This is a genomic window from Arthrobacter sp. Marseille-P9274 (genome assembly GCF_946892675.1).
Lineage (GTDB): Bacteria > Actinomycetota > Actinomycetes > Actinomycetales > Micrococcaceae > Crystallibacter.
The window spans coordinates 83,202-106,159 of the sequence record NZ_CAMPOV010000004.1 but is presented as its reverse complement, the minus strand read 5'-3'; the positions used below and the strand labels follow the sequence as shown (position 1 = coordinate 106,159).

Genomic DNA, 22,958 nt, shown 5'->3' with positions numbered 1-22,958 from the left:
GGCGAGGTCATTGGCCGGCCGCCTTCTGCGACTGGGTATACAGCAGGTACGTCATGGGCAGCGAGAGCAGGATCAGGATGAGCGCGTAGGGCGCCGCCCCGCCGTAATCGATTTCGGAGCTCAGCGACCAGAACCGGGTGGCCAGGGTATTGACGCCGGTGGGGGCCAACAGCAGCGTGGCGGTCAGCTCGTTGGCGATGCCCAGGAACACCAGCGCGGCGCCTCCCGCGGCGGCCGGCGCGGTCAGCCGCAGGGTCACCCGGAGGAACGTCTTCAGCGGCGGGTTGCCCAGGGACTGCGCCGCCTCCTCCAGCTCGCGCGGGGCCTGCGCCAGCCCGGCGCGCAGGTTGACCAGCGCGCGCGGCAGGAACAGCAGCACGTACGCGGCAATGACCAGCGGAACCGTCTGGTACAGCGGCCGCAGGTAGCCGACGGCCACGGTGACGAACGCGAGCGCCACCACGATGCCGGGCAGCGAGGAGGTGATGTAGTTGGTGCCCTCGAGCAGCTTGGTGAACCCGCTCGGATACCGCACCGCCAGCCAGGCGATCGGGAAGGCCAGCAGCACGGTCAGCAACGCCCCGGCCAGGCCGAAGGCGAGCGTCTGCGCCAGCGTGTGGGCGATCTCCGGCAGGTCCCAAATGTCCGCCCCGCCGGCGACCAGCCAGCGCACCACGTTGCCCAGCGGGACGCCGAGCGCCAGCGCGGCCAGGGCCAGGACACCGACGACGGCGATCGGACGGTAGCGCCCGAGCGGCAGGATGGGCGGACGGCTGGCGACGCCGGAGCCGATCCGGGCGTAGCGGGCGTTGCCGCGGATCCGGGACTCGAGCAGCAGCATCGCCAGGCACAGCAGCACCAGCACGCTGGCCAGCATGTTGGCGGCCACGCCGTTGAAGGTGGACTGGTACTGCTCCATGATCGCCGTGGTGAACGTGTTGAACCGGATCATCGAGAAGGCGCCGAACTCGGCCAGCAGGTGCAGGCCCACCAGCAGCGAGCCGCCGGTGATCGGCAGCCAGAGCTGCGGGAGTATGACGCGGAAGAACGCACGCCAGCGGCCCAGGCCCAGCGAGGCGGCCGATTGCTCCAGCGCGGGGTCCATCCGGCGCAGCGCGGCGGCGGCCGGTATGTAGACCAGGGGGTAGTAGGAGAGCACCGAGACCAGCGTGCCGCCGGCGATGCCGCCCAGCGAGGGGATGGTGCTGACCCAGGCGTAGCTGTTGACGAACGCGGGGACGGCCAGCGGGGCCGCCAGCACGAGCGACCAGAAGCGGGCGCCCGGCAGCCGGGTGCGCTCCACCAGCCAGGCCGCGGCGACGCCGATGACGATGCACAGCGGAACGGTGGCCAGCACCAGGCCGACGGTGTTGAAGAGCAGCTCGCCCACGCGCGGCCGGAAGACCAGCTTCACCGCGGTGTCCCAGCCGGTGGCGACGGTCATGATGATGACGAAGCCCAGCGGGATGAGCGTCGCCAGGGAAATAGCGACGGCGGCGGCCACCACCGGTGCCGGCGGGCGGGAGCGGGTGCCCCGCGCCTTGGACCGGATGTTCGAGGGGCCGCTGGAAGTACCGGTAGCCGGGGTCATCGGACCCCGGCTACCGGTAGGGAAGTGCTCACCGAAATAGACTACTCCGGCTTAGAGCAGGCCTGCGCTGGTCATCAGTTCGACGACCTTCTGGTTGTTCAGCTTGGCCGCGTCGACGGGCGGGGCCTGCAGTTCCTCGAGCGGGACCAGGCCCTCGCGCGGGGCGACGTCCTTGCCCACCGGGTACTCGTAGTCCTCGCCGGTGCCAAGGAGTTCCTGGCCCTTCTTGGAGGTGATGAACTCCAGGAACTGCATGGCGGGTTCCTGGTTGTCCGAGGACTTCAGCACGCCGCCGCCGGAGATGCTCACGAAAGCGCCCGGGTCTTCGTTCTTGAAGTAGTGCGGGGCAACATTGCCGGAGTTCTCGCCGGTCTTGGCCTGGTCCGCCGCGTAGTAGTAGTGGTAGATGACGGCGCCGTCGACCTCGCCGGAATTCACGGCCTTCATGGCCGCGCCGTTCTTCGGGTAGACCTTGGCGTTATCCTTCATCGCCTTGAGCCAGTCGGCCGTGGCCTGCTCGCCTTCGAGCTCGAGCATCGCGGAGACGATCGCCTGGAAGTCGGCGCCGCCGGGGGCGGCGCCCCACTTGCCGGCCCACTCCGGCTTCGCCAGGTCCATGATCGACGCCGGCAGGTCGCCTTCCTTGACCGCTTCCTTGTTGTACACGAAGACGGTGGAGCGGGCCGCGACGCCGGTCCACATGTTCGACGACGGGCGGTACTGCTCCGGCACGTTCTCCTGGACCGCGGGGGAGACCTCGGCGAACAGCCCGGCGTTCTCCACCTGCGTCATCGCGGGGGAGTTCTCGGTGATGAAGACGTCGGCGGGGGAGGCGTCGCCTTCCTGGATGATCTGGTTGCTCATCTCCGTGTCGCTGCCCTGGCGGACGTTGACCTTGATGCCGGTTTCGGCGGTGAACTCGTCGACCCAGGCCTGCGTCATGGACTCGTGCTGCGCGTTGTAGACGGTGATTTCGCCGGCGGCCGAGCCCTCAGGCGCCGATGAACCCTCGGGGGCCGAGGAACCGGAGCCGCAGGCGCTGAGCGTCAGGGCCGCCGCCGCGGCGATGGCCGCGGCAGGCAACTTCGGGAAGCGGATCTTCATGGAAAGCCTTTCGGGAATGCGGGCCGCGCGGGCCCGGCCGGGCGCCGCTGCGGAAGTAAGGCAAGCCTTTGCTTGCCCGGCCATTGTGGACTACCGCACACTCAATACACAACACGGATGTTACGTAATGACGTTAAGCAAGCGTGGCGGCGGCCTCCAGCACCATCCAGGCCTGCAGCTGCGTGGATAGCTCCACGGGTTCCCCGGGCGGGTAGGACGTCTTGGCCGCTAGCGCCGGATCCTTGGCGAAGACCAGCACCTCCCAGCTGCGGTGGTTCTCGATCCGGCGGCCGGCCCAGAACCCGTCCGCGGTGTTCGCCACCAGCGACCGGGCGAGCGTCCGCGTGGCCTCGGGCAGCCGGGCCGAGTTCGCGGCCAGCGCCAGGTAGCGGGCCAGGATGCCGGTGAAGAGCCCGCCGTCCCCATCCCCGTGCGTGCGCAGCACCGGCCTGCCCTCGTGCCGCACCGTCAACTGCCCGGCGACAGCGTCGATCAGCCCCGCAGCATGGTCCAGGTCCTGCGGCCGGCCGAGCTCCAGCAGCGCCCCGAGCACCGGCCCCTGGTTGTAGGTGTAGATGTCGGACACCATCACCGCCTCGCCGCCCGCCATCCGCAGCCCGTCGAGGTAAAGCCCGGCACCGCCGTCGTACAGTTTCTCCCGCAGCCAGTCCACGAGCGCCTCGGCGCGCTCCCCCTGGCCGGAGCGGGCGAAGAACAGCGCCGCCGGGGCCGTCGCCGGGACGTTCTTGAAGTCCCGCTGGGTGCTCCAGAACAGGCCGCCGCCCAGATCTTCGGTGTGCGCCGATTCGAGCGCCGGACGGAGCGCGCGCAGCGCAGCCCGGTTGAGGCGGCGCGGCTTCCCGGCCGCCTCCGCCAGCGCGTCGAGGCGCCCGGCCGCGAGGGCCAGCCAGGCCATGTCGTCGTAGTAGGAGTTCGTGAAGTTCAGCAGGTTGCGCAGCCGGATGGTGCGCAGGAGTCGCGCGCCGAGGGCCCCCGCGTCGAAGCCGACGTCGTAATACTGGCCCCGCTCCATCTCCCGCCAGCCCGCGTCCACCAGGCAGTCCAGGTAGTGGGCCTGCCACCAGTAGTGCCACGGCCGCCCGAACGGCCAGAGCCCGCCCTCCGGACGGCGCACGGCGCCGATGTGCGTGAAAGGAAGGCCGAAGAGGCGGTGGCCGAAATGGCCGATGACGGCGCCCGCGGCCTCGTCCGCGCGGCCGGAGGCACGGGTCGTGACGGATGCGCCAGGAGCGGGCGGACGGATTTCGGCAGCCATGGTCCCACCCTAGCGGCCGGCCGCGGCCCGCCGGAGGGGCATTGGGCCTTGTCCGGGGCCCGGTTCGCTGGCGCCGGCTTCCGGCCGGATCCTGAGCCTGCCGGAATCGTGGGACGGGCCACACTATGCTGGCAGTGCGGCCGTCCGAAACGGCCGGGACCGCCGAGCGAGGAGGAATCTTGGAGCTGACCGGAGCCGTAGCCCTGATCACCGGAGGCGCGTCGGGCCTAGGTGCCGCGACCGCCCGGCGGCTGTACGACGGCGGTGCCTCCGTGGTGCTGGTGGACCTGCCGCAATCCGCTGGCGAGGCTTACGCGAAGGAACTCGGCGAGCGTGCGGTGTTCGCGCCCGCGGATGTGACGAGTGAAGCGGACGTGCAGGCCGCGGTCGATGCGGCCGCGGGACTCGGGCCGTTGCGCGTGGTGGTCAACTGCGCCGGCGTGGGGACGCCCGGGAAGGTGCTCGGGCGCAACGGGGTGCTGCCGCTGGCCGACTTCGCCCGGGTGGTGCAGATCAACCTGATCGGCACCTTCAACGTGGTCCGCCTGGCGGCCGCCGCGATGGCGGAGACCGAGCCGGTCGCCACCAGACTCGGTGGCCCCGAGCGCGGCGTCATCGTCAACACCGCCTCCGTGGCGGCGTTCGACGGGCAGATCGGCCAGCCCGCCTATGCGGCATCGAAAGGCGGCGTGGCGGCCATGACCCTGCCGCTCGCCCGCGAATTTGCGCGCTCGCTGATCCGGGTGGTCACCATCGCTCCCGGCATCTTCGAAACGCCGATGATGGCCGGCCTGCCGCAGGAGGCCCAGGAGTCGCTCGGGCACCAGGTCCCGCACCCCTCCCGGCTCGGCCGGCCTGCGGAGTACGCCAGCCTCGCGGCCCACATCGTCGACAACGCCATGCTCAACGGCGAGACCATCCGGCTGGACGGCGCCATCCGCATGGCCCCCAAGTAGGCGAGGCCGGGATGATCACGGCAGTGCACGCTCTGATCTACTCCGAGGACGCGGAGGCTACCCGAACCTTCCTGAGGGACGTGCTGCAATGGCCCTCGGTGGAGGATCCTTCTTCCGGGGCCGGCTGGCTGATCTTCCGGACCGGTCCGGGCGAGCTGGGCGTGCATCCGACGGTCGGGATGTGGGAAGGCGAGGAGTATTCGCACCCGCCCGGGCACCGGATTGCGCTCATGTGCGATGACCTGTCCGTGACCATGGGCGAGCTGGCCGGCCGGGGCGCGGCCTTTACCTGCGGGCCCGAGGATATGGGCTTCGGTGTCGGAGTGATGCTGCAGCTGCCCGGGGCGGAGGACATCCTGCTGTACGAGCCGCGGCACCCCACGGCCTATGGCCTGTAGTCCGCCGCCTTCCGGCCAGCGGAAGAGGGCGCTTGCGCGGCGGCGCCCTGCAGGGCCACGGTGGGAGCATGACGAAGATGAGGCCATCGGCGAACCACTTCGGCGGCGACGTGTCTGCTGGCATCGAGGAAGAGCCGGACGGCGTCATCGCGCTGGAGCCCGAGCTGGCGAGGGTGTGGAAGCTGGCGGCGCCGCTGCTGGCGGTCCGGGACAACGACGCGCACACGCTCTACGCCCTGGGCCTGGCCCGCACCCTGCTGCACGCGCACCCCGAGGCGGATGCCGCCGTCGTGCTTCCCGCGATGATGCTGCACGATGTCGGCTGGTCCCGGGTGCCGCCGGAGGAAGTGCTGGCGGCCATCGCGCCAGGCGGCGGGAGGCCGGACCTGGTGCTGCTGCACGAGAAGGAAGGCGCCCGGCTGGCCGCGGGGATCCTCGAGCAGGTCGGCTGGGACGCCGCGCGCGTGCCGCAGATCCTGGAGATCATCGACGGCCATGACTCGCGCAAAGAGGCGCTGTCCATCGAGGACGCCATCGTGAAGGATTCGGACAAAACCTGGCGGCTGAGCCCGCACGGCATCGACACCGTCATGGAGTGGTTCGGGCTGGAGCGCGGACAGGCCCTGCGGCTGTGCAGCCAGCGGGTGCACGGGCACCTGTTCACCGAGGAGGCCGCGACGATCGCCCGCGCTCTCTCTGCGCTGGAGTCCGTGACGCAGTGGCCCGAACGGCAGGACCTGCTGGCCGGAAGCTGATCCGCGGGCCGTCTTCCGCCTTCGAGTCGCGGAGCCCTCCGGCCGGCGACCAATCGTTCCGTCCGCTTGCCGCGCCGGGACACTGTGGGCGCGGCTAGACTCGTCGGTGCCGGCGAAAACGGCGACGGAGAGGAGGCTGCGTGGCGGGCGGAAACCGGGAACCCGGGAGGACGGTGACGTCCAAGGTCCTCGCTGTTCTGGAGGCGTTCGAGAAGTCCCGCGGCGCCCTGAGCCTGACCGAAATTGCCGAGGGCTCCGGGCTGCCGCTGAGCACGACGCACCGGCTGGTCGCCGAACTCACCGACTGGGGCTTCCTCTCCCGCAGCGCCACTGGCCGGTACCAGCTGGGCATCCGGGTCTGGGAACTGGCACAGAACACAGGACGGCAGCTGCGCGAGGCCGCGCGGCCGTTCGTGCAGGACCTCTTCTCGCTGACCGGCGAGACCTCGCAGCTGGCCGTCCGGGCCGGCAACGAGGTGCTCTACATCGAGCGCATCTACGGGACCAAGCGGGTGCCGCGTGCCTCCCGGGTCGGCGGTCGGCTGCCCATGCACGCGACAGCGGTGGGCAAGGTGATCCTGGCCTACGAAGAGGTGTGGGTCCGCGATGCGTACCTGCACCGCGAGCTGGAGCAGGCCACTGCGCATACGCACACCAATCCACGCCGGCTGGCCGAGGAACTGGTGCAGATCCGCGAGCAGGGCTACGCCACCACCCTGGAGGAGGTGCGGCTGGGGTCCTGCTCGATCGCAGTCCCGGTGTTCCACACGAAGAGGATCGGGGCCGGCCTCGGGCTGGTACTGGCCTCGGCGCAGGCGGCCTCGATGACCCGGCATCTGCCGGTCCTGAGGGGAGTGTCCGCCCAGATCGAACGGGCGACGGCGCACATCCCGCTGGAATCGCTGCTGGGCCTGAGCCGGCGCTGAACCCGCCGCACAGCCAAGCTGCCACCCGGTAATCCGGTTTCTACTCAGTGGAAGGCTGTGGTGCGCATCTCAGGGTGATATGCGCAACACTGGATAGCGAACGAACCGCCGACGGCATCCCCTGCCGGAAGCGGGAGACGATATCCAAGGAGCACAGATGTCACCCTCGACTGAGACGGCCCCCCGTTGCCCGTTCGGCCACGGCGCCGAGGCCCCCGCGGGGCACCACGGCTACCAGCCGTTCCAGATGAAGGACCCGTTCCCGGCCTACGCCGAACTCAGGGCAGAGCAGCCGGTTATGTTCGACGAGCGCATCGGCTACTACGTGGTCACGCGCTACGACGACATTAAGGCTGTCTTCGACGACTGGGAGACCTTCTCCAGCGAGAACGCCCAGGCGCCGGTGCGCGAGCGCGGCCCGGATGCCAAGAAGATCATGGAAGAGGGCGGATTCACCGCCTACTCCGGCCTCTCCGCCCGGCGCCCGCCGGAGCACACCCGGATCCGTTCCGTGGTCCAGAAGGCCTTCACCCCGCGCCGGTTCAAGGTGCTGGAGCCGTTCATCCGGCAGAACGTCGTGGACCAGCTGGAACGGATGCTGGCCAACCCGGAGGGCCGCGGCGACATCTTCCGCGACCTCGCGTACGACGTCCCCACCGTCACGATCCTGACGCTGATCGGCGCCGACGTGGAGCAGGTGGATAAGTTCAAGCGCTGGAGCGACTCGCGCGCAGCGATGACCTGGGGCGACCTGTCCGACGAGGAGCAGATCCCGCACGCGCACAACCTGGTCGAGTACTGGCAGGAATGCCAGCGGCTGGTCCGCGTGGCCCACGAGGAGGGCGGCGACAACCTCACCGCGGACCTCGTGAAGGCCCAGCAGGACGGCGCCGAGATCACCGACCACGAAATCGCCTCGGTCCTCTACAGCATGCTGTTCGCTGGCCACGAGACCACCACCACGCTGATCTCCAACGCCGTGCGCGTACTGCTGGCCCACCCGGAGCAGTGGCAGCAGCTGGTGGCGGATCCCAAGAAGATCCCGGCCGCGATCGACGAGGTCCTGCGCTACGCCGGTTCCATCGTCGGCTGGCGCCGCAAGGCGCTGAAGGACGCCGAGGTCGGCGGAGTCAAGATCCCGGAGGGCGCCGGCCTGCTGCTGCTGATGGGCTCGGCCAACCGCGACGAGACCCGCTTCACCGGCGGCGAGGAGTTCGACATCTCCCGCCCCAATGCCCGCGAGCATCTCTCCTTCGGCTACGGCATCCACTACTGCCTCGGCAACATGCTCGCCAAACTCCAGGCGAAGATCGCGCTGGAGGAAATCGTCCGGCTGGCACCCAACCTGAAGCTGGACCACCCGGAAGCGATCGAGTTCCGCGAGAACCTCTCCTTCCGCGTTCCCGAATCCGTCCCCGTGGCTTGGGAGGCCTAAGCACCATGGAAAGCAACCAGTACATCCAGTTCTTCGACGGCGGCATCGAGCCCACGCTTGAGGCGCTCGGCGGCAAGGGCTCGTCCCTGGTCACCATGACCTCGGCCGGCATGCCGGTCCCTCCCGGCTTCGTCGTCACCACCGCGGCGTTCGACGAGTTCATGTCCGAGGCCGGCATCACGCAGGAGATCCACGACCTCTTGGAAGGCCTGGACCCGGAAGACGTCGCCGAGATGGAGAAGGTCTCGGCCGGCATCCGCGCCGACATCTGCTCCAAGCCCGTGCCGGAGAGCCTGCGGGCCCAGACCCTGGCCGCCTACGAGGCCCTGATGGCCCGGTTCGAGGAAGCCGTCCCGGTGGCGGTCCGCTCCAGCGCCACCGCCGAAGACCTGCCCGATGCCTCCTTCGCCGGCCAGCAGGACACCTACCTGTGGCTCGAAGGGGCCAAGGCCGTCACGGAGCACATCCGGCAGTGCTGGGCCTCGCTCTTCACCGCCCGCGCCATCATTTACCGGCTGAAGAACGGGATCCCCAACGAAGGCCTGTCGATGGCCGTCGTGGTCCAGAAGATGGTCAACTCGAAGGTGTCCGGGGTCGCGATGACCCTCGACCCGGCCAACGGCGACCGCTCGAAGATCACCATCGACTCGTCCTACGGCGTCGGCGAGATGGTCGTCTCCGGGCAGGTCACGCCGGACAACATCGTGCTAGACAAGGTGACGCTCGCCGTCGTCAGCGAACACCTCGGCGACAAGCATGCCGAACTGGTCCCGGACCGCTCCGCCCACACCCTGGTGGAGCGCGAGGTCGACGAGGATCGCCGCGGTCGCCGCAGCCTGAGCGACGACGAACTGCTCGCGGTTGCCTCGATGGCCAAGCGTGCGGAGAAGCACTACAAGTGCCCGCAGGACATCGAGTGGGCGCTGGACGAGGACCTGCCCGACGGCGAGAACCTGCTGCTGCTGCAGTCCCGCCCGGAAACCGTGCACTCCTCCAAGCCGGCCGCGCCCAAGGCCTCCACCGGCGGCTACGCGGCTGCGTTCGGCGCGGTCCCCGCTGGAACCGCCGGAACCGCCGGATCCGGAACCCCGGCCGCGGGCACCGGCTTCAGCCTGGGCAGCATCACCGCCTCGCTGCTCAAGACCACCGCCTGAGCAGCACCGGGTGAGCAGCACCGACCGACCAGCACCGTCGAACCACAGCACCACTGCACTGCAAGTTTGCCAGCCAGGGCCCGACGCCGAGCCCGCACCGAAAGGACGCCCATGTCCATGAAGTCGTTCCCGAAGCCTTCCGAGCTGCCGGTTCCCGCCGGCGCCGAGGGCTGGGAGAAGCTGTACCCGTACTACCTGGTTTTCCAGGACAAGCTCAAGGAGGCCGAGGACGCGAAGTTCTGGTTCTGCGATAGCCAGCACTGGCCCACGGTCTTCAAGCCGTTCGAGACGATCGGCGGCGAGTTCGCGGTCAAGTGCCTGGGCCAGTACAACGCCCGGCACCTGATGATCCCGAACGCCAACGGGATCGAGTTCCGCATCCACCTGGGCTACCTGTACATGTCGCCGATCCCGGTCCCGGAGGAGAAGATCGCCGCGCGCGTGCCGCTGTTCGAACAGCGCGTCGGCCACTACTTCCAGAACTGGGAAGAGCTGCTCAAGCAGTGGCACGTCAAGGTCCGCGGCACGATCGACGAGATGGAGACGCTGTCCTTCAACAAGCTGCCCGACATGGTCCCGATGGAGGACATCACCACCGGCAAGGCCAAGGACGGCTCGGAGGTGCTGCTGGAGAACTACGACCGGCTGATTCAGCTGGCCTACCAGAACTGGCAGTACCACTTCGAGTTCCTGAACCTGGGCTACATCGCCTACCTGGACTTCTTCAACTTCTGCAAGGAAGTCTTCCCGAACATCCCGGACCAGTCGATCGCGACCATGGTCCAGGGCGTGGACATGGAGCTGTTCCGCCCGGACGACGAGCTCAAGCAGCTGGCCAAGCTGGCCGTGGAGCTGGGCATCCAGTCCGCGTTCGCCAACACCGACGACGTCGAAGCGACCCTGGGCGCGGTCCGCGCCTCGGGCGGGGGAGAGCGGTGGATCAGCCAGTATGAGGAAGCCCAGGACCCGTGGTTCAACTTCACGGTGGGCAACGGCTTCTACGGCCACGACAAGTACTGGAAGGAACACCAGGAGATCCCGCTCGGCTACATCGCCGACTACATCCGCCGGCTCGACGAGGGCCAGGAGATCATGCGGCCCACCGAGGAGCTCATCGCCGAGAAGGACCGCATCGTCGAGGAGTACCGCGACCTGCTCGAGGGCGAGACCCAGGCCCTCTTCGACGCCAAGCGCCAGCTGGCCGCCACCGCGTACCCGTACGTGGAGAACCACAACTTCTACATCGAGCACTGGACCATGGGCGTGTTCTGGCGCAAGATCCGCGAGCTCTCCCGGATGATGCACGCCGAGGGGTTCTGGAACGAGCCGGAGGACCTGCTCTATCTGGGCCGCAACGAGGTCCGCGACGCGCTCTTCGACCTGGTCACCGGGTGGGGGGTCGGCGCGCAGCCGATCGGCCCGACCTACTGGCCGGAAGAGATCGAGCGGCGCCGGGGCATCATCGACGCGCTCAAGACGGCCCGCCCGCAGCCGGCGCTGAACACCCCGCCGGCCTCCATCACCGAACCGTTCACCCGGATGCTCTGGGGCATCACCACCGAGCAGGTCCAGCAGTGGCTGGGTGCCGGCGAGGAGGTCGAAGGCGGCGGCCTGCGCGGCATGGCGGCCTCCCCGGGCGTGGTCGAGGGCCTGGCCCGCGTCGTGACGGACTCGGACCAGCTCTCCGAGGTCCAGCCCGGCGAGATCCTGGTCGCGACCGTGACCGCCCCGAGCTGGGGCCCGATCTTCGGCAAGATCAAGGCCACGGTCACCGACATCGGCGGCATGATGAGCCACGCCGCGATCGTCTGCCGCGAGTACGGCCTGCCGGCGGTCACCGGCACCGGCTCCGGCTCCACCACGATCAAGACCGGCCAGCGGCTCCGGGTGGACGGCACCAAGGGCACCGTCCAGATCCTGGACGCCGAGGAAGCCGGCGAACCGGCCATCGCCGGCCCGGGCGCGCACAGCCACAGCCACGTCTGAGCCGTTCCCCCAAGCGGCCAGGCGTTCCCCGCCGGACCGGGGCGGCACCCCCATCGCCCCGGTCCGGCCCCTACCGAAAGATCTGACATGACGCAGGAAACCACCCCGACCGCCCCCGGAGCGCACAGCGCGCGCACGGTGCTGATCACCGGCGCCGCCGGCGGACTCGGCCGGGCCTTCGCCCTCGGCTTCGCCGGCCGCGGCTACCGCGTGGCGGTGGCGGACGTGAACCTCGCCGGCGCAGAGGAGACCGCCCGCCTCGTCCGCGAGACGGGTGCTGAGGCGGCAGCCTTCGAGGCCGACGTCACCAGCGCCGAATCCACCAGGGTCCTCGCCGAAAGGTGCGCCGAATTCGGCAACGGAGGGATCGACGTCGTCCTTAATAACGCCGCGATCTACGCCACCGTGACCCGCAGCCCGTTCGAGGAGATCGACCCGGACGAGTGGGACCTGGTGATGAACGTGAACCTCAAGGGCCCGTGGCTGGTCACCCGCGCCGCGAGCAAGTACCTGGCCGAGGGCGGCCGCGTCATCAACCTCTCCTCGGCGACGATCTTCTCCGGCTCGGAGCAGTGGCTGCACTACGTGGCCTCGAAGGGCGGCGTGGTCGCGATGACCCGGGTGCTGGCCAAGGAACTCGGCCGGCGCGGCATCACCGTCAACGCGATCGCCCCGGGCTTCACGCTCACCGAGGCCAGCTACTCGCTGATGGAGAACGCGGAGAACTACGGCGTGGACCGCGGCGCCCTGAAGCGGGCCAGCCAGCCCGAAGACATCGTCGGCGCCGCGCTGTTCCTCGCCGGACCCGACTCCTCCTACATCACCGGCCAGACCCTGGTGGTCGACGGCGGCCGGCAGTTCATCTAGACCTACACAACCGAGAAGGAGATCCCCATGCCTACGGTTCATTTCACCGACGCTGAAGGCGCCGTCCGCGACATTGAAGGCAACATCGGCGACTCGGTCATGGAGACCGCGGTGCGCAACGGCGTGCCCGGCATCGTCGCCGAATGCGGCGGCTCGCTGTCCTGCGCCACCTGCCACGTCTTCGTCCGCGAGGACTGCCTCGACCAGCTCCCCGAGATGGAGGAGATGGAGGACGAGATGCTCTACGGCACCGTCGTTGACCGCGAGGACAACTCGCGCCTGTCCTGCCAGCTGCGCCTGGCCGAGGACACGGACCTTTACGTGACCACCCCGGAAGCCCAGGTCTGACCATGGATGCCACCAAGACAAGCACGACGGCGGCACACTCCGCAGCTGCGGATGGCACCGTCGCCGACGGCGCCGTGCGCACCGGGCTGCTGATCGTCGGGGCGAGCCAGTCCGGCGTGCAGCTGGCGGTGTCGCTGCGGGCGCTGGGCTTCGACGAGCACATCACGCTGCTCGGCGAGGAGGACCACCGGCCCTACCAGCGCCCGGCCCTGTCCAAGGAATTCCTGCAGGGCACGGTGGAGAGCGAGTCGCTGATCTTCCGGTCCAACGAGTACTGGGACGAGCACAACGTCGCCCTGGTCAAGGGCGAGCGGATCGTGCGGATCGAGCGGGAAGCCGACGGCTCCGGCGTGGCGCATGCCGCCTCCGGCGCGCGGTTCCCGTTCAAGCGGCTGGCGCTGACCGTCGGCGCCCGCGCCCGGAAGCTGGACCTGCCCGGCGCGGAGCTGGACGGAGTGGTGTACCTGCGCAATGCGGATGACGCGCTGGCCCTCAAGGCGCAGCTGGACGGCGTCCGCGAGGCCGTGGTCATCGGCGGCGGATTCATCGGGCTCGAGGCCGCGTCCAGCCTGCACAAGATGGGCAAGGCTGTCACCGTGCTCGAGTACGGGCCGCGGCTGATCGGCCGCGCTGTCGGCGAAGAGACCAGCGAATACTTCCTCAACGCGCACCGCGAACGCGGGATGGACATCCGGCTGGACGCCCGGATGAACCGCCTGGTGCCGGCCGAGGACGGAAGCCGGGTGGCCGGCGTCGAACTTTCCGATGGCACCGTGGTGCCCGCGCAGCTGGTGCTGGTCGGCATCGGCGTGGTGCCGAACACCGAGCTGGCTGAACAGCTGGGCCTCGACGTGGACAACGGGATTGTCGTGGACCGGCATGCCGTGGCCTCCGACGGCACCACCGTGGCCGTCGGCGACGTCGCCAACATCCCGAACCCGCTGCCCGGCGCGCCCGAGGGCGAGCGCATTCGGCTCGAAAGCGTCAACAACGCAATCGAGCACGCCAAGGTCGCCGCCTACTCGCTGATGGGCCGCAGCGAGGAGTACGCCGGCATCCCGTGGTTCTGGTCCAACCAGGCGGACCTGAAACTCCAGATCGCCGGGCTGACGCTCGGCTACGACAGCACCGTGGTCCGGCGCGACAACGAGCGCGGCAAGTTCTCCGTCCTGTACTACCGGGACGGCCGGATCATCGCCGCGGACTGCGTGAACGCGCCGCTCGACTTCATGGCTGTCAAGAACGCCCTCGCCAAGGGCCAGAACATTCCCGCGGACGCGGCGGCGGACCCCGCCGTGGTCCTGAAAACCATCGTCACGGACGGCTGAGGAACTGATGAGCACCCCCGAAACGCAGACGCACACCAACGACGGCGCGCCCGCCTGGCCCGGGCAGGACCCCGGCGCCCACGCGGCGGACCCCCGCGCCCGGGCGTTCGCCGAATCCCATCCGGTCCGTCCGGTTCCGGCCACCGGCCCGGTGGACACCTCGCCGGCGTCGCTGACCCCGGCCGCGACGGACCTCGATCGGCTCTGGAAGACCGTGGTGTCCGAGACCCGCGCCCGCGGCAACGACATCCACCTGCCGATCTCGCTGGCCTACGCCGAGCGGCTCTGCCGGGCCCACCCGGAGGCGGACGCGGAGCTGGTGCGCGTGACGATCGTGCTGCACGACACCGGCTGGGCGCACGTGGACGAGTCCCGGATCCTCTCCGAGGGCTTCACCGGCGACTGGCGCAAGGCGGCGATCCGGTACGAGCATGAGGCCGAAGGCTGCAAGGTCGCCCGCCGCGTGCTGCCCGGCCTCGGGTACTCGGCGGAGTTCATCGAGCGCGTCTGCGAGATTATCGACGGGCACGACACCCGGCACGTGGCGTACTCGATTGAGGACGCCCTGGTCCGCGACGCCGACCGGCTGTGGCGCTTCGACCACGCCGGTATCGCGCTGGCCTCGTCCTGGTTCGGGATGACCCCGGACGTCTACACGGACCGGCTTGCCGCCGAAATCATCCCGGAACTCATTACCGATGCCGCGGTGCAGATGGGCACGGCGGACCTGGCGCGCTCCAACGCGCTGCTCAAGACTGGAGTGATCCGATGACTACCATCCCGCATGCCCCGCAGGCAGCCAACCCGGCACCCGGCCAGGCGCCGTCGTCGTTCTCCGGCCCGGCGATCGACGCGCGCGCCGCGCTGTCCCTGCCGTACACCCACGTCGACGACGTCTTCATCGACGGCGCCTGGAGGACGGCGGCGGGCACCGGACGCAACGACGTCACCGACCCCGCGACCGGCCAGGTCTGGGGCTCCGTGCCGGACGGCACCGCCGAGGACATCGACGCCGCCGTCGGAGCCGCGCGCCGCGGGTTCGACGGCGAATGGCCACGGCTGGCGCCCTCGGAACGCGCCGCCTACCTGCTGCGGATCGCCGATGAGGTGGAGAAGCGCGCCACCGAGCTGTCGCTGACCAACACCCGCGAGAACGGCCAGCCTGTCTCCGAATCCTCCGGCGCGGCTGCGAATGCCGCGGGCATCCTCCGGTACTTCGCCTCCCTGGCCGACTACCTTGAGCGCGAGGACGTGCGGCCCTTCCCGCGTGGCGGCGGCGAGTCCGTGGTCCGCCGGGATCCGGTGGGGGTCTGCGCGCTGATTGCGCCGTGGAACTTCCCGATCAACCTGATGGTGATCAAGCTGGCGCCGGCGCTGCTGGCCGGCTGCACCGTGGTGATGAAGCCGGCATCCCCGACGCCGCTGTCCTTCCGGATTATTGTCGACGCCGTGGCCGCCGCGGGCGTGCCCGCCGGCGTGGTCAACCTGGTCACCGGGTCGGGCAGGCTCGGCGACGCGCTGGTCAAGCACCCGGGCGTGGACAAGGTGGCGTTCACCGGTTCGACCCCGGTGGGCCGGAAGATCGCCGCGGCCTGCGGTGAGCTGCTGCGCCCGGTCACGCTGGAGCTCGGCGGCAAGTCCAGCGCCGTGGTGCTGCCGGACGCCGACCTGGACGCCATGTCCCAGGTGCTGATCCGTTCCTGCATGCGCAACACCGGGCAGACCTGCTACATCTCCACCCGCATCCTGGCCCCCGCCGGACGCTATGACGAGGTGGTCGACATGGTCACGGCGACGATCGCGGCCGGCCGGCAGGGTGACCCGCTGGATCCCGCCACGGTCTTCGGCCCGGCGGCCACCGCGTCGCAGTACCGCACGGTGCTCGAGTACGTGGAGTCCGGCCTGGCCGAAGGCGCCCGCGCCACCACCGGCGGCCGCGCCGCCCGGCTCGGCGGCGGACTGGAGCACGGCTACTTCGTGGAGCCCACGGTCTTCGCCGACGTCACCCCGGACATGCGGGTCTCCCGAGAAGAGATCTTCGGCCCCGTGATCTCCGTGCTGAAGTACTCCGACGTGGACGAGGCCGTCGCGCTGGCCAACAACACCGAGTTCGGACTCGGCGGGCTCGTGTTCGGCCAGGACCAGGATGCGGCCCTGGCGGTCGCGGACCGGATGGACACCGGCTCGGTCGGCATCAACTTCTTCGCCTCGAACCACTCGGCACCCTTCGGCGGCCGGCACGATTCGGGCCTCGGCACCGAATACGGGATCGAGGGGCTGAATGCCTACCTCTGCTACAAGTCCATCCACCGGAAGTAGCCGGGCGCTGCTCTTCGCAGCTCTTCCTGTCCGCCCGCGTTCGCTACAGTAGGCCCATGCCGTCCTTCCGAGCCCGCCTCGACATCACCGGGCTCCGTCCGGACCACACCCCGCCCAGCGTGATGGAGGCGGCCACGGACGCCGTCGGCTCCTCCCATGTGGTGGAAGGGCACCAGCTGGATGTCGTGGGCGGAGTCCCGCGGATCACCGTGCGCTTCACGGTGGAGCCGGGGGCGTACGACGACGAGAACCGGCAGGCGCTCCGGGCTGCCGGAGATCTGCAGGACGCCGTGGAAGAGGTCGCGCACAGCCGGAACCTGACCGTGCTGCGCCGCAGCCGCGGCCGCTGGCATCCGCTGGCCTGACGGCGTTGGCGACGCCGCCGCTAGAACTTAAGAGCCCGGCGCCGCCGTCGCTATTGGGGGAGTGACCAGGCGGTGTCCGGGTGTTCGAGGCGTTCGCCGTCCACCACGAGGTCGGTCCGTTCGCTGAAGAAGGCCAGCAGGTCCTTGATCTTGGGGTTCTCCGGGATGGGCGCCGGATAGCTCCAGGCGGCGTCGGGGACGAACGTGTCCCCGGCCCGGATGGACCAGTAGCGGGCCTCGCCCTTGTACGGGCAGCTGGTCACCGTGTCGCTGGCTTCGAGCAGCTCAGTGCGCACGTCCTCGAAGGGCAGGTAGTAGCGGGTCGGCAGGTGGGTTTCGAAGAGCAGCAGCGGCCGGATGCTGTCGGCGATCAGCGTGTCCCCGGCATAGACCTGGACGCGGCGCGAGCTGCGCAGGGTGTCCACGCGCTTGTACGGATCCCTGGCATGGACGAGGACGCGCTCATCCTCCTCGTACCACTCCAGTTGGCGCCAGGAGAAGGTGACGTGGCCAGCCAGCGCCGCCGTGGGGCCGCTCGGATCGGGGTAGGTCCACGCCGCAGCGTCGGCGCGCTTGTTCCCGGCCGTGACGGTCCAGCGGGTCTGTCCGCCGGCCGTCGATTCCCCGGACAGGGCGTCCGGACGGACATCCTCGAGCGGCAGGTAATAGGTCGGCAGGCCGGTCTTGCCGTACTGGACCAGCAGCAGGGCGCGGGAACTGTCGGCGATCAGGGACCCGCCTAGGCGAACCCGGATCCGGCGCGGGGAGGGCTCGGCAAAAGGCTCCGGTGTATACATGCGCGGCAGTCTACGCCGCTGCCCGGCCCCGCGCACGGGTTGAGGGGCCGAGCAGCCCGGCACCGCGGGCGCCGGCCAGCAGGCAGAGCACCAGGCCCAGCGCCACCGCGGCCCGGAGGACGTTGTCCGTGGCCAGGACGCCGCGGGCGCGGCGGAAGTAGGGCCTAACGGAGCCGGGGAGCGGAACCGACGGAAGCGGCTACCGCGGCTCGGAGGCGGGGCAGGGACTGTGGCCGGGCCGGCGGGGACTGTGGCCGGGCCGGCGGGGACGGTGGCGCGGTCGGTGGGGACGGCGGCAGCCCGCCGGCACCGCCCGGAGGGCAGCGGACCGGCGGCGCAGGCGGATGACGGCGGCAAGGACCATGCCCACCAGTATGCCGACCAGCGTCCCCAGCGCAACGTTGGCCCACAGCGGCAGGTCCGTGGCGAGTCCGCTCGCGAGCCCCAGCCCGGTCATCCACACAGCCCAGATGGCCGAGCCCGATGCCGAGGAAATCAGGAACGGCTTCAGCGGCACCTCGGCCAGCCCGGCGGCCGCCACCGACGCGGTCCGGCCTCCCGGAATAAAGCGGGCCGCGACGATGGCTGCGTAGGTGGAGGACTCGCCGGCCTTCTGCAGCGCCGCGGTCACGCCGCGGTCAACCAGTCGGCCCCAGCGCCAGCGGTTGAGCCAGGCATTGAGGCCGCCCCGGAACAGCAGGAACAGCAGCGCGTCGCCGCCGAAGCTGCCCGCGAAGGCGGTAAGCACCACCAGCGGAAGGAGGAGCTCGCCGTGGGCCAGCAGCGTGCCACCGCCGATCACCAGGACTTCCGAGGGCGACGCCGGCACGGGCGCGTCCGCGATGACGAGCACCAGGGTCATCGGATAGTAGAGCCATTGCCACGGCCCCTCGGGGATCTCCACCCCAACAACCTACCCCGCGGCCCAGCGCGGTGACAGACTGGGGAGCGTGGAGATCCGGATCCTCGAAGACGACATCACCCGGCGGCACGTGGACGCGATTGTCAACGCAGCCAACTCGTCGCTGCTCGGCGGCGGGGGAGTGGACGGCGCCATCCACCGCGCCGCCGGGCCCGAACTGCTCGCCGCCTGCCGCGAACTGCGGACCGGCCCCTACCCGCAGGGCCTGCCCACGGGCGGCGCGGTGCATACGGAGGCGTTCAACTTGCCGGCCCGCTGGGTCATCCACACCGTGGGGCCCAACCGCCATGCCGGCGAGACCGATCCGGCGCTGCTCGCCTCCTGCTTCCGCGGCAGCCTCGAGGTCGCGGACCGGCTCGGCGCGCTCTCCGTCGCGTTCCCGGCCATCAGCGCCGGCATCTACGGCTGGCAGCCGGACACCGTAGCGCGGGTCGGGCTGACGGAGGTTTTGGCGTACGACGGCGGTGTGCAGGTCGTGGAGTTCGTGCTGTTTTCGGCCGGGCTGGCCGAGGTATTCCGCTCGGTGCACGCCGAGCTTGCCGCGTAACTGCCCCGCAGGGGGAGGGGCTAAGGAGCCGGCGGGCCCGGTAACTCGGGGACCGCGGGCATGACACGTTGGACTGAATCCGAGGCGCCGCCGTCGTTGTTTTGTTGCTGCAAGTCCTGGTCCCGCCTGCTGTAGTAGCGCCGAAGCCACAGCGACAGGCCGTCCAGCCCGGGGAACAGCACCCGTTCGGTGACATTCACTTGGTCCAGATGGTCCCGGACGCGCCACTTGAGCCTCGCCGGAATGATGACTTTCCGGTGCAGCTCCGGATGGCGCGCGAGCCAAGCGCCGAGCCCGGCTTCGGGGCCGGACATGGTGGAGAAGATAGCCGCCTGGTTGACAATCCGCTCGTCCAGCGAAGGTGGCTCGAAAAACAAGGGGATGCGCTCGCCGTCGTCGTCCCGGAAACGATCGAACTCCGTGAGGGTGTAGGCCGCGCGGGACAGCGTCTCGGTAGTGAACAGGCCGCCACCCAACGGCTCGACGACGCTTCGCAGTTCGTCGGGCAGCAGCTCGTGCACCGCCGCGTAGTCCACGCACCAGATGGCGCCCGCCTCCTGGTTTCGCTCGGGCAGCCGCGTCGCGAAATGCAGGGCGACGTAGGGCGAGTGGGACCAGTCCAGCAGGCGGGTGGGCAGGCCGTGGTGCTGGGCCACGCTGAGCCAGTTCCAGTCCGAATCGCCGGGTGAGGTGTCACGGTGCGCGTATTTGCGGAAGTTGCGCAGAATATGGGGTTCGACGGCGGCGCTTGAGTCCCCGCGCAACCGGAACAGCCCGGTGTTCAGGTCATGGGCGGCGGCAGAATGGCCGCGGTAGGCCACCGGGAGGCGTGTCCGGTGTCGCGAAGGCTGCCAGTCGCCGCTGGTCAGGACCTCCAGGAGGCCGAACAGGTCATTCTCATCCACCTCGACGACGTTGTCCATGGCGGCTCCCTTCGCTTCCTGATCAGCCGGCCAGCGCCGGCTCCGGCTCGGCGGCCCGGGCCCATTCGGAGAGTTCGAGCCGGCTGCGGAAGCCGGTTGCGCGGCCGGTGAGCGGGTCCGTGAATTCGATGCCCCGGGCCAGCAGCTGCAGCGGGCGGGTGAAGTCGTCCGGCGCCTTGTCCAGCAGCACCGGGTAGAACGGGTCGTGCAGGATGCCGATGCCCAGCGACGCCATGTGGACGCGGAGCTGGTGCGTCTTGCCGGTGTGCGGCAGCAGCCGGTAGCGGCCCAGCCCCTGGTGCTCGGCGGCGAGTTCGAGGCGGGTTTCGGCGTTCGGTTCGCCGTCGACGACCTCGGCGAGCAGGTAGGTCCGCGACTTCACCATGCGGTTCCGGACGATCCGCGGGAACTCCAGCTCCTCGGATACGGGGGCGATCGCCTCGTATTCCTTGGCGACCTGGCGCTTCTCGAACAGCACCTGGTACTTGCCGCGCGTGGCCGGGTTGGTGGAGAACAGCAGCACCCCGGCGGTCAGCCGGTCCAGCCGGTGCATGGGGATCAGGTCCGGCAGGTCGAGCTGGCGGCGGAGCCGGACGAGCGCCGACTCCTGGATGTAGGTGCCGCCCGGGGTGGTGGGCAGGAAGTGCGGCTTGTCCACGACCAGGATGTTCTCGTCCTGGTGCAGAATGCCCAGCTCCACCGGCAGGCGCTCCTCGGCGGGCAGGGTGCGGTAGTACCAGATGAAGGTATGGGCTTCGAGCGGCGTGCTGCGGTCGAGCCGGACACCGCCTTCGCCGACGATCTCGCCGCGGTCGAAGCGGTCCAGGATCCCGTCCGGGTCGACGTGGCCCCAGCGGTGCAGCATGTAGTCCAGCGCCGTCTCCCACGGACCCGTCGCGGGCAGGCGCAGGCGGGTGGCGTTGACGCCATCGCGCACGGGAAGCGGGGATTCCATCACCCATCAAGGGTACCGGCTCGGCCCCCGCACCTCAGCCGCAGCCGACCACCTGGTACAGGGCGGCACGGCCCTGGGAATCGATGAGCTTGAAACCATTGGCTTCGGTGAGGTCCTGCAGCCCGGCGGCGACTGAAGTCTCGCCCGGGTGCACGGAGCTGTTGCCGAAGTCCAGGACGTACCGGACGCTCTGGTCGCGCGCGGCCTCGCAGATTGCGGGATCCCCGGTCATCTCGTCGAGCCGGCCCATGATGAGCTGGCCCTCCGTGGTGGGGGAGCTCTGGCCGGAGGGAACGAGGGTGGGACGGTCCGTGTAGGAGTACGAGAGGGAAGCGCCGGTCATCGGGTTGCCCGCGATCACGGCTCCCGGCGGAACGTGTTCGGGGATGCGCTTGATCAGGGCGAGTTCGTCCGTGGTCAGCAGGTACGAGCTGTCCGTGAAGCGGTACTTGAACTCCGCGTCTTCGATACCGCGCTGGGCGGCGAAGAGCGGTGCGACCGCCAGCGCGACGACGGTGAGGACTGCCGCGGCCACCGGCCGGAGCCACGGCGGCTGTTTCTTGTCGCGGCGCGCGAGCCAGGCGCGGAAGAAGGACCGGGCGGTGCCGGCCAGGGCGACGCCGCCGAGGGCCGCGATGAGGATGCCGGCCACCGGCAGCATGGCGCTGATGCGGAAGAAATCGTTGTACCAGATGCCGGAGACCAGCCAGCGGAACTCCGGCGCTTCCTTCCAGTTCCCCACGACAAAGAGCACCGCCGCGACCAGGTAGACGCCGATGGTCCAGCGGTCCCGGCGGACATTGAGGACCACGGCGACGCCGACGATGGTCAGCGCGGTCGCCAGGACCGCCATCGGGCGGTCGAGCGGGGCATGGAACACGACTTCGTAGAGGGCCCGCAGGACGTTGCCGAGGTCGTCCCAGTTGGCGGAGCTGCTCCTTGCGGGCCGCAGCAGTCCCCAGAGGAACCCGGCGACGACCAGGTAGGCGACGGCGCCGAGCGCGGCATTGCGCTTGTCGCGGCGGGTGCCGCCGCGGTAGAGGCCGTAGGCGGCAGCGATGACCATGGGCGTGGCCAGGGCCAGCAGCCCCATGATGGTGGCGGGGTGCGCCAGCGCCAGGCCGGGCAGCAGGCCGGCGAGCAGGACGAGGTTGCCCTCCACCGAGATGGACGACGGCTGGCCTATCCGCAGCAGCTGGATGACCAGGCCGAGCGCCACCGGCAGCATGGCGATGGACAGCATGAACGGATACACGACGCCGAATTCCAGCAGCAGGTACGGGAAGCTGCTGTAGGCGGTGGAAAGGACCGCGGCCACCAGCAGCGGCATCATGCGTTCGCCGGTGAGCCGGCTGACCAGGAAGAGGCAGCCGGTGCTCCAGATGCCGGTGATGATGACCAGGTTCGTCACGTTGATGGCCACCGGGACCGGCACGCCGCTGGTAATCATCACCAGCGAGACGACGTCGTGCCAGCCGGCCGGGTAGAAGATGCCCGCGTCGATGGCGCCCAGGTAACCCAGCTCCAGCGAGGAGGCGTTGGACGTGTCCGCGATGTAGCGGATGGCGTTGAGATGGAAGATGTTGTCGTGGGACTGCGCGATGTTCTCCGGGGCCCCGATGATCCACAGGATGTAGGCGGCCAGCGGGAGGGCGGAGACGGCCCACGTGATGAGCACGGTCCGCCACGGAGCCGGGCTCGCGCCCGCCACATGTGCGTGGTGCAGGCGGTTGCGCATAAGCCGGCGCAGCAGCCAGAGCGCGGCCGCCACCAAGACGGTGACCGTCAGCACCAGCGGCCACGACCAGGGCAACCCCGTTAGATTGCCCAGCTCGGCCGCGACCACGATGGCGGTGACGCTGAACGGCCCGGCCACCGCTACCAGCGTCAGGCGGCGCAGGCCGAGGACGGCACCCCAGATCAGGCCGGGGCCGAAAATGAGCACCACGGCCACCACAAAGGCCGGAATGGTCTCGACCCAGGTCATTGTCCCCCTCGTATGTTTC

General features: G+C 69.8%; 22 protein-coding genes. 14 read left to right on the top strand and 8 right to left on the bottom strand.

Going from position 1 to position 22,958, the window contains the following annotated elements; genetic code table 11:
• Window positions 1-7: 7 nt before the first annotated feature.
• The 3 genes from OC550_RS20885 to OC550_RS20875 all read right to left on the bottom strand — a co-directional run bounded on the left by OC550_RS20885 (window position 8) and on the right by OC550_RS20875 (window position 3,971).
• Entirely contained in the window at window positions 8-1,591 is a 1,584-nt protein-coding gene (locus tag OC550_RS20885) for an iron ABC transporter permease (RefSeq protein WP_262107869.1), read from the bottom strand.
• A 51-nt stretch (window positions 1,592-1,642) separates the two neighbouring features.
• The gene (locus OC550_RS20880; protein ID WP_262107868.1) at window positions 1,643-2,695 is read right to left on the bottom strand and encodes an iron ABC transporter substrate-binding protein; all 1,053 of its coding nucleotides are present in this window, start codon (window positions 2,693-2,695) and stop codon (window positions 1,643-1,645) included.
• A 133-nt stretch (window positions 2,696-2,828) separates the two neighbouring features.
• On the bottom strand, window positions 2,829-3,971 hold the full coding sequence (locus OC550_RS20875) for a glycoside hydrolase family 76 protein (RefSeq protein WP_262107867.1): 1,143 nt from the start codon (window positions 3,969-3,971) through the stop codon (window positions 2,829-2,831).
• 179 nt (window positions 3,972-4,150) lie between these two features.
• Between OC550_RS20875 and OC550_RS20870 the strand changes: the two genes are divergently transcribed.
• From OC550_RS20870 to OC550_RS20810, 13 genes are all read left to right on the top strand, one after another.
• A complete protein-coding gene (locus OC550_RS20870; RefSeq protein ID WP_262107866.1) occupies window positions 4,151-4,927 on the top strand; it encodes an SDR family NAD(P)-dependent oxidoreductase in 777 nt (258 codons plus the stop codon).
• An 11-nt stretch (window positions 4,928-4,938) separates the two neighbouring features.
• A complete protein-coding gene (locus OC550_RS20865) occupies window positions 4,939-5,325 on the top strand; it encodes a VOC family protein (RefSeq protein ID WP_262107865.1) in 387 nt (128 codons plus the stop codon).
• A 68-nt stretch (window positions 5,326-5,393) separates the two neighbouring features.
• Window positions 5,394-6,080 (top strand): HD domain-containing protein, encoded by a 687-nt coding sequence (locus OC550_RS20860; RefSeq protein WP_262107864.1) that lies wholly within the window; start codon window positions 5,394-5,396, stop codon window positions 6,078-6,080.
• Between the two features lie 140 nt (window positions 6,081-6,220).
• Window positions 6,221-7,006 (top strand): IclR family transcriptional regulator, encoded by a 786-nt coding sequence (locus OC550_RS20855; protein ID WP_262107863.1) that lies wholly within the window; start codon window positions 6,221-6,223, stop codon window positions 7,004-7,006.
• 157 nt (window positions 7,007-7,163) lie between these two features.
• The gene (locus OC550_RS20850) at window positions 7,164-8,441 is read left to right on the top strand and encodes a cytochrome P450 (protein ID WP_262107862.1); all 1,278 of its coding nucleotides are present in this window, start codon (window positions 7,164-7,166) and stop codon (window positions 8,439-8,441) included.
• Window positions 8,442-8,446: 5 nt separating this feature from the next.
• Entirely contained in the window at window positions 8,447-9,595 is a 1,149-nt protein-coding gene (locus OC550_RS20845; RefSeq protein WP_262107861.1) for a PEP/pyruvate-binding domain-containing protein, read from the top strand.
• Window positions 9,596-9,706: 111 nt separating this feature from the next.
• Entirely contained in the window at window positions 9,707-11,581 is a 1,875-nt protein-coding gene (locus tag OC550_RS20840) for a PEP-utilizing enzyme (RefSeq protein ID WP_262107860.1), read from the top strand.
• A gap of 87 nt (window positions 11,582-11,668) precedes the next feature.
• Entirely contained in the window at window positions 11,669-12,448 is a 780-nt protein-coding gene (locus OC550_RS20835; protein WP_262107859.1) for an SDR family NAD(P)-dependent oxidoreductase, read from the top strand.
• Window positions 12,449-12,475: 27 nt separating this feature from the next.
• Window positions 12,476-12,796: a (2Fe-2S)-binding protein gene (locus OC550_RS20830; RefSeq protein ID WP_262107858.1), complete on the top strand. Its 321-nt coding sequence runs from the start codon at window positions 12,476-12,478 to the stop codon at window positions 12,794-12,796.
• A gap of 2 nt (window positions 12,797-12,798) precedes the next feature.
• Window positions 12,799-14,124 (top strand): NAD(P)/FAD-dependent oxidoreductase, encoded by a 1,326-nt coding sequence (locus tag OC550_RS20825; protein WP_262107857.1) that lies wholly within the window; start codon window positions 12,799-12,801, stop codon window positions 14,122-14,124.
• A 7-nt stretch (window positions 14,125-14,131) separates the two neighbouring features.
• Window positions 14,132-14,896, top strand: coding sequence for an HD domain-containing protein (locus OC550_RS20820; protein WP_262107856.1), 765 nt, complete (start codon window positions 14,132-14,134; stop codon window positions 14,894-14,896).
• Window positions 14,893-16,443 (top strand): aldehyde dehydrogenase family protein, encoded by a 1,551-nt coding sequence (locus OC550_RS20815; protein ID WP_262107855.1) that lies wholly within the window; start codon window positions 14,893-14,895, stop codon window positions 16,441-16,443. The genes OC550_RS20820 and OC550_RS20815 overlap by 4 nt, the downstream gene beginning before the upstream one ends.
• A gap of 56 nt (window positions 16,444-16,499) precedes the next feature.
• Window positions 16,500-16,808 carry a hypothetical protein gene (locus OC550_RS20810; RefSeq protein ID WP_262107854.1) on the top strand — a complete coding sequence of 103 codons (309 nt, stop codon included), beginning with the start codon at window positions 16,500-16,502 and terminating at the stop codon, window positions 16,806-16,808.
• A 50-nt stretch (window positions 16,809-16,858) separates the two neighbouring features.
• Here the strand turns inward: OC550_RS20810 and OC550_RS20805 are convergent, their stop codons facing one another.
• Together OC550_RS20805 and OC550_RS20800 are read right to left on the bottom strand one after the other, a co-directional pair.
• Window positions 16,859-17,605: a DUF427 domain-containing protein gene (locus OC550_RS20805; protein ID WP_262107853.1), complete on the bottom strand. Its 747-nt coding sequence runs from the start codon at window positions 17,603-17,605 to the stop codon at window positions 16,859-16,861.
• Between the two features lie 199 nt (window positions 17,606-17,804).
• Window positions 17,805-18,509 (bottom strand): DedA family protein, encoded by a 705-nt coding sequence (locus OC550_RS20800; RefSeq protein WP_262107852.1) that lies wholly within the window; start codon window positions 18,507-18,509, stop codon window positions 17,805-17,807.
• Window positions 18,510-18,555: 46 nt separating this feature from the next.
• Here OC550_RS20800 and OC550_RS20795 point away from each other — a divergent pair, with 46 nt between their 5' ends.
• On the top strand, window positions 18,556-19,074 hold the full coding sequence (locus tag OC550_RS20795) for an O-acetyl-ADP-ribose deacetylase (protein WP_262107851.1): 519 nt from the start codon (window positions 18,556-18,558) through the stop codon (window positions 19,072-19,074).
• A 20-nt stretch (window positions 19,075-19,094) separates the two neighbouring features.
• Here the strand turns inward: OC550_RS20795 and OC550_RS20790 are convergent, their stop codons facing one another.
• Genes OC550_RS20790 through OC550_RS20780 form a run of 3 tightly spaced genes read right to left on the bottom strand, consistent with a single transcriptional unit; the run spans window position 19,095 to window position 22,939 of the window.
• Window positions 19,095-19,997: an FRG domain-containing protein gene (locus tag OC550_RS20790; RefSeq protein WP_262107850.1), complete on the bottom strand. Its 903-nt coding sequence runs from the start codon at window positions 19,995-19,997 to the stop codon at window positions 19,095-19,097.
• 22 nt (window positions 19,998-20,019) lie between these two features.
• Complete coding sequence (locus tag OC550_RS20785) at window positions 20,020-20,952, bottom strand: RluA family pseudouridine synthase (protein ID WP_262107902.1); 933 nt, start codon at window positions 20,950-20,952, stop codon at window positions 20,020-20,022.
• A gap of 34 nt (window positions 20,953-20,986) precedes the next feature.
• Window positions 20,987-22,939, bottom strand: coding sequence for a DUF6541 family protein (locus tag OC550_RS20780; protein WP_262107849.1), 1,953 nt, complete (start codon window positions 22,937-22,939; stop codon window positions 20,987-20,989).
• Window positions 22,940-22,958 lie beyond the last annotated feature (19 nt).

What these genes read in the sequence shown, in the direction of transcription:
- OC550_RS20885 (WP_262107869.1), bottom strand. Translation starts at nt 1,591, where the DNA reads ATGACCCCGGCTACCGGTACTTCCAGCGGCCCCTCGAACATCCGGTCC.
- OC550_RS20880 (WP_262107868.1), bottom strand. Translation starts at nt 2,695, where the DNA reads ATGAAGATCCGCTTCCCGAAGTTGCCTGCCGCGGCCATCGCCGCGGCG.
- OC550_RS20875 (WP_262107867.1), bottom strand. Translation starts at nt 3,971, where the DNA reads ATGGCTGCCGAAATCCGTCCGCCCGCTCCTGGCGCATCCGTCACGACC.
- OC550_RS20865 (WP_262107865.1), top strand. Translation starts at nt 4,939, where the DNA reads ATGATCACGGCAGTGCACGCTCTGATCTACTCCGAGGACGCGGAGGCT.
- OC550_RS20860 (WP_262107864.1), top strand. Translation starts at nt 5,394, where the DNA reads ATGACGAAGATGAGGCCATCGGCGAACCACTTCGGCGGCGACGTGTCT.
- OC550_RS20850 (WP_262107862.1), top strand. Translation starts at nt 7,164, where the DNA reads ATGTCACCCTCGACTGAGACGGCCCCCCGTTGCCCGTTCGGCCACGGC.
- OC550_RS20845 (WP_262107861.1), top strand. Translation starts at nt 8,447, where the DNA reads ATGGAAAGCAACCAGTACATCCAGTTCTTCGACGGCGGCATCGAGCCC.
- OC550_RS20840 (WP_262107860.1), top strand. Translation starts at nt 9,707, where the DNA reads ATGTCCATGAAGTCGTTCCCGAAGCCTTCCGAGCTGCCGGTTCCCGCC.
- OC550_RS20835 (WP_262107859.1), top strand. Translation starts at nt 11,669, where the DNA reads ATGACGCAGGAAACCACCCCGACCGCCCCCGGAGCGCACAGCGCGCGC.
- OC550_RS20830 (WP_262107858.1), top strand. Translation starts at nt 12,476, where the DNA reads ATGCCTACGGTTCATTTCACCGACGCTGAAGGCGCCGTCCGCGACATT.
- OC550_RS20825 (WP_262107857.1), top strand. Translation starts at nt 12,799, where the DNA reads ATGGATGCCACCAAGACAAGCACGACGGCGGCACACTCCGCAGCTGCG.
- OC550_RS20820 (WP_262107856.1), top strand. Translation starts at nt 14,132, where the DNA reads ATGAGCACCCCCGAAACGCAGACGCACACCAACGACGGCGCGCCCGCC.
- OC550_RS20815 (WP_262107855.1), top strand. Translation starts at nt 14,893, where the DNA reads ATGACTACCATCCCGCATGCCCCGCAGGCAGCCAACCCGGCACCCGGC.
- OC550_RS20810 (WP_262107854.1), top strand. Translation starts at nt 16,500, where the DNA reads ATGCCGTCCTTCCGAGCCCGCCTCGACATCACCGGGCTCCGTCCGGAC.
- OC550_RS20805 (WP_262107853.1), bottom strand. Translation starts at nt 17,605, where the DNA reads ATGTATACACCGGAGCCTTTTGCCGAGCCCTCCCCGCGCCGGATCCGG.
- OC550_RS20790 (WP_262107850.1), bottom strand. Translation starts at nt 19,997, where the DNA reads ATGGACAACGTCGTCGAGGTGGATGAGAATGACCTGTTCGGCCTCCTG.
- OC550_RS20785 (WP_262107902.1), bottom strand. Translation starts at nt 20,952, where the DNA reads ATGGAATCCCCGCTTCCCGTGCGCGATGGCGTCAACGCCACCCGCCTG.
- OC550_RS20780 (WP_262107849.1), bottom strand. Translation starts at nt 22,939, where the DNA reads ATGACCTGGGTCGAGACCATTCCGGCCTTTGTGGTGGCCGTGGTGCTC.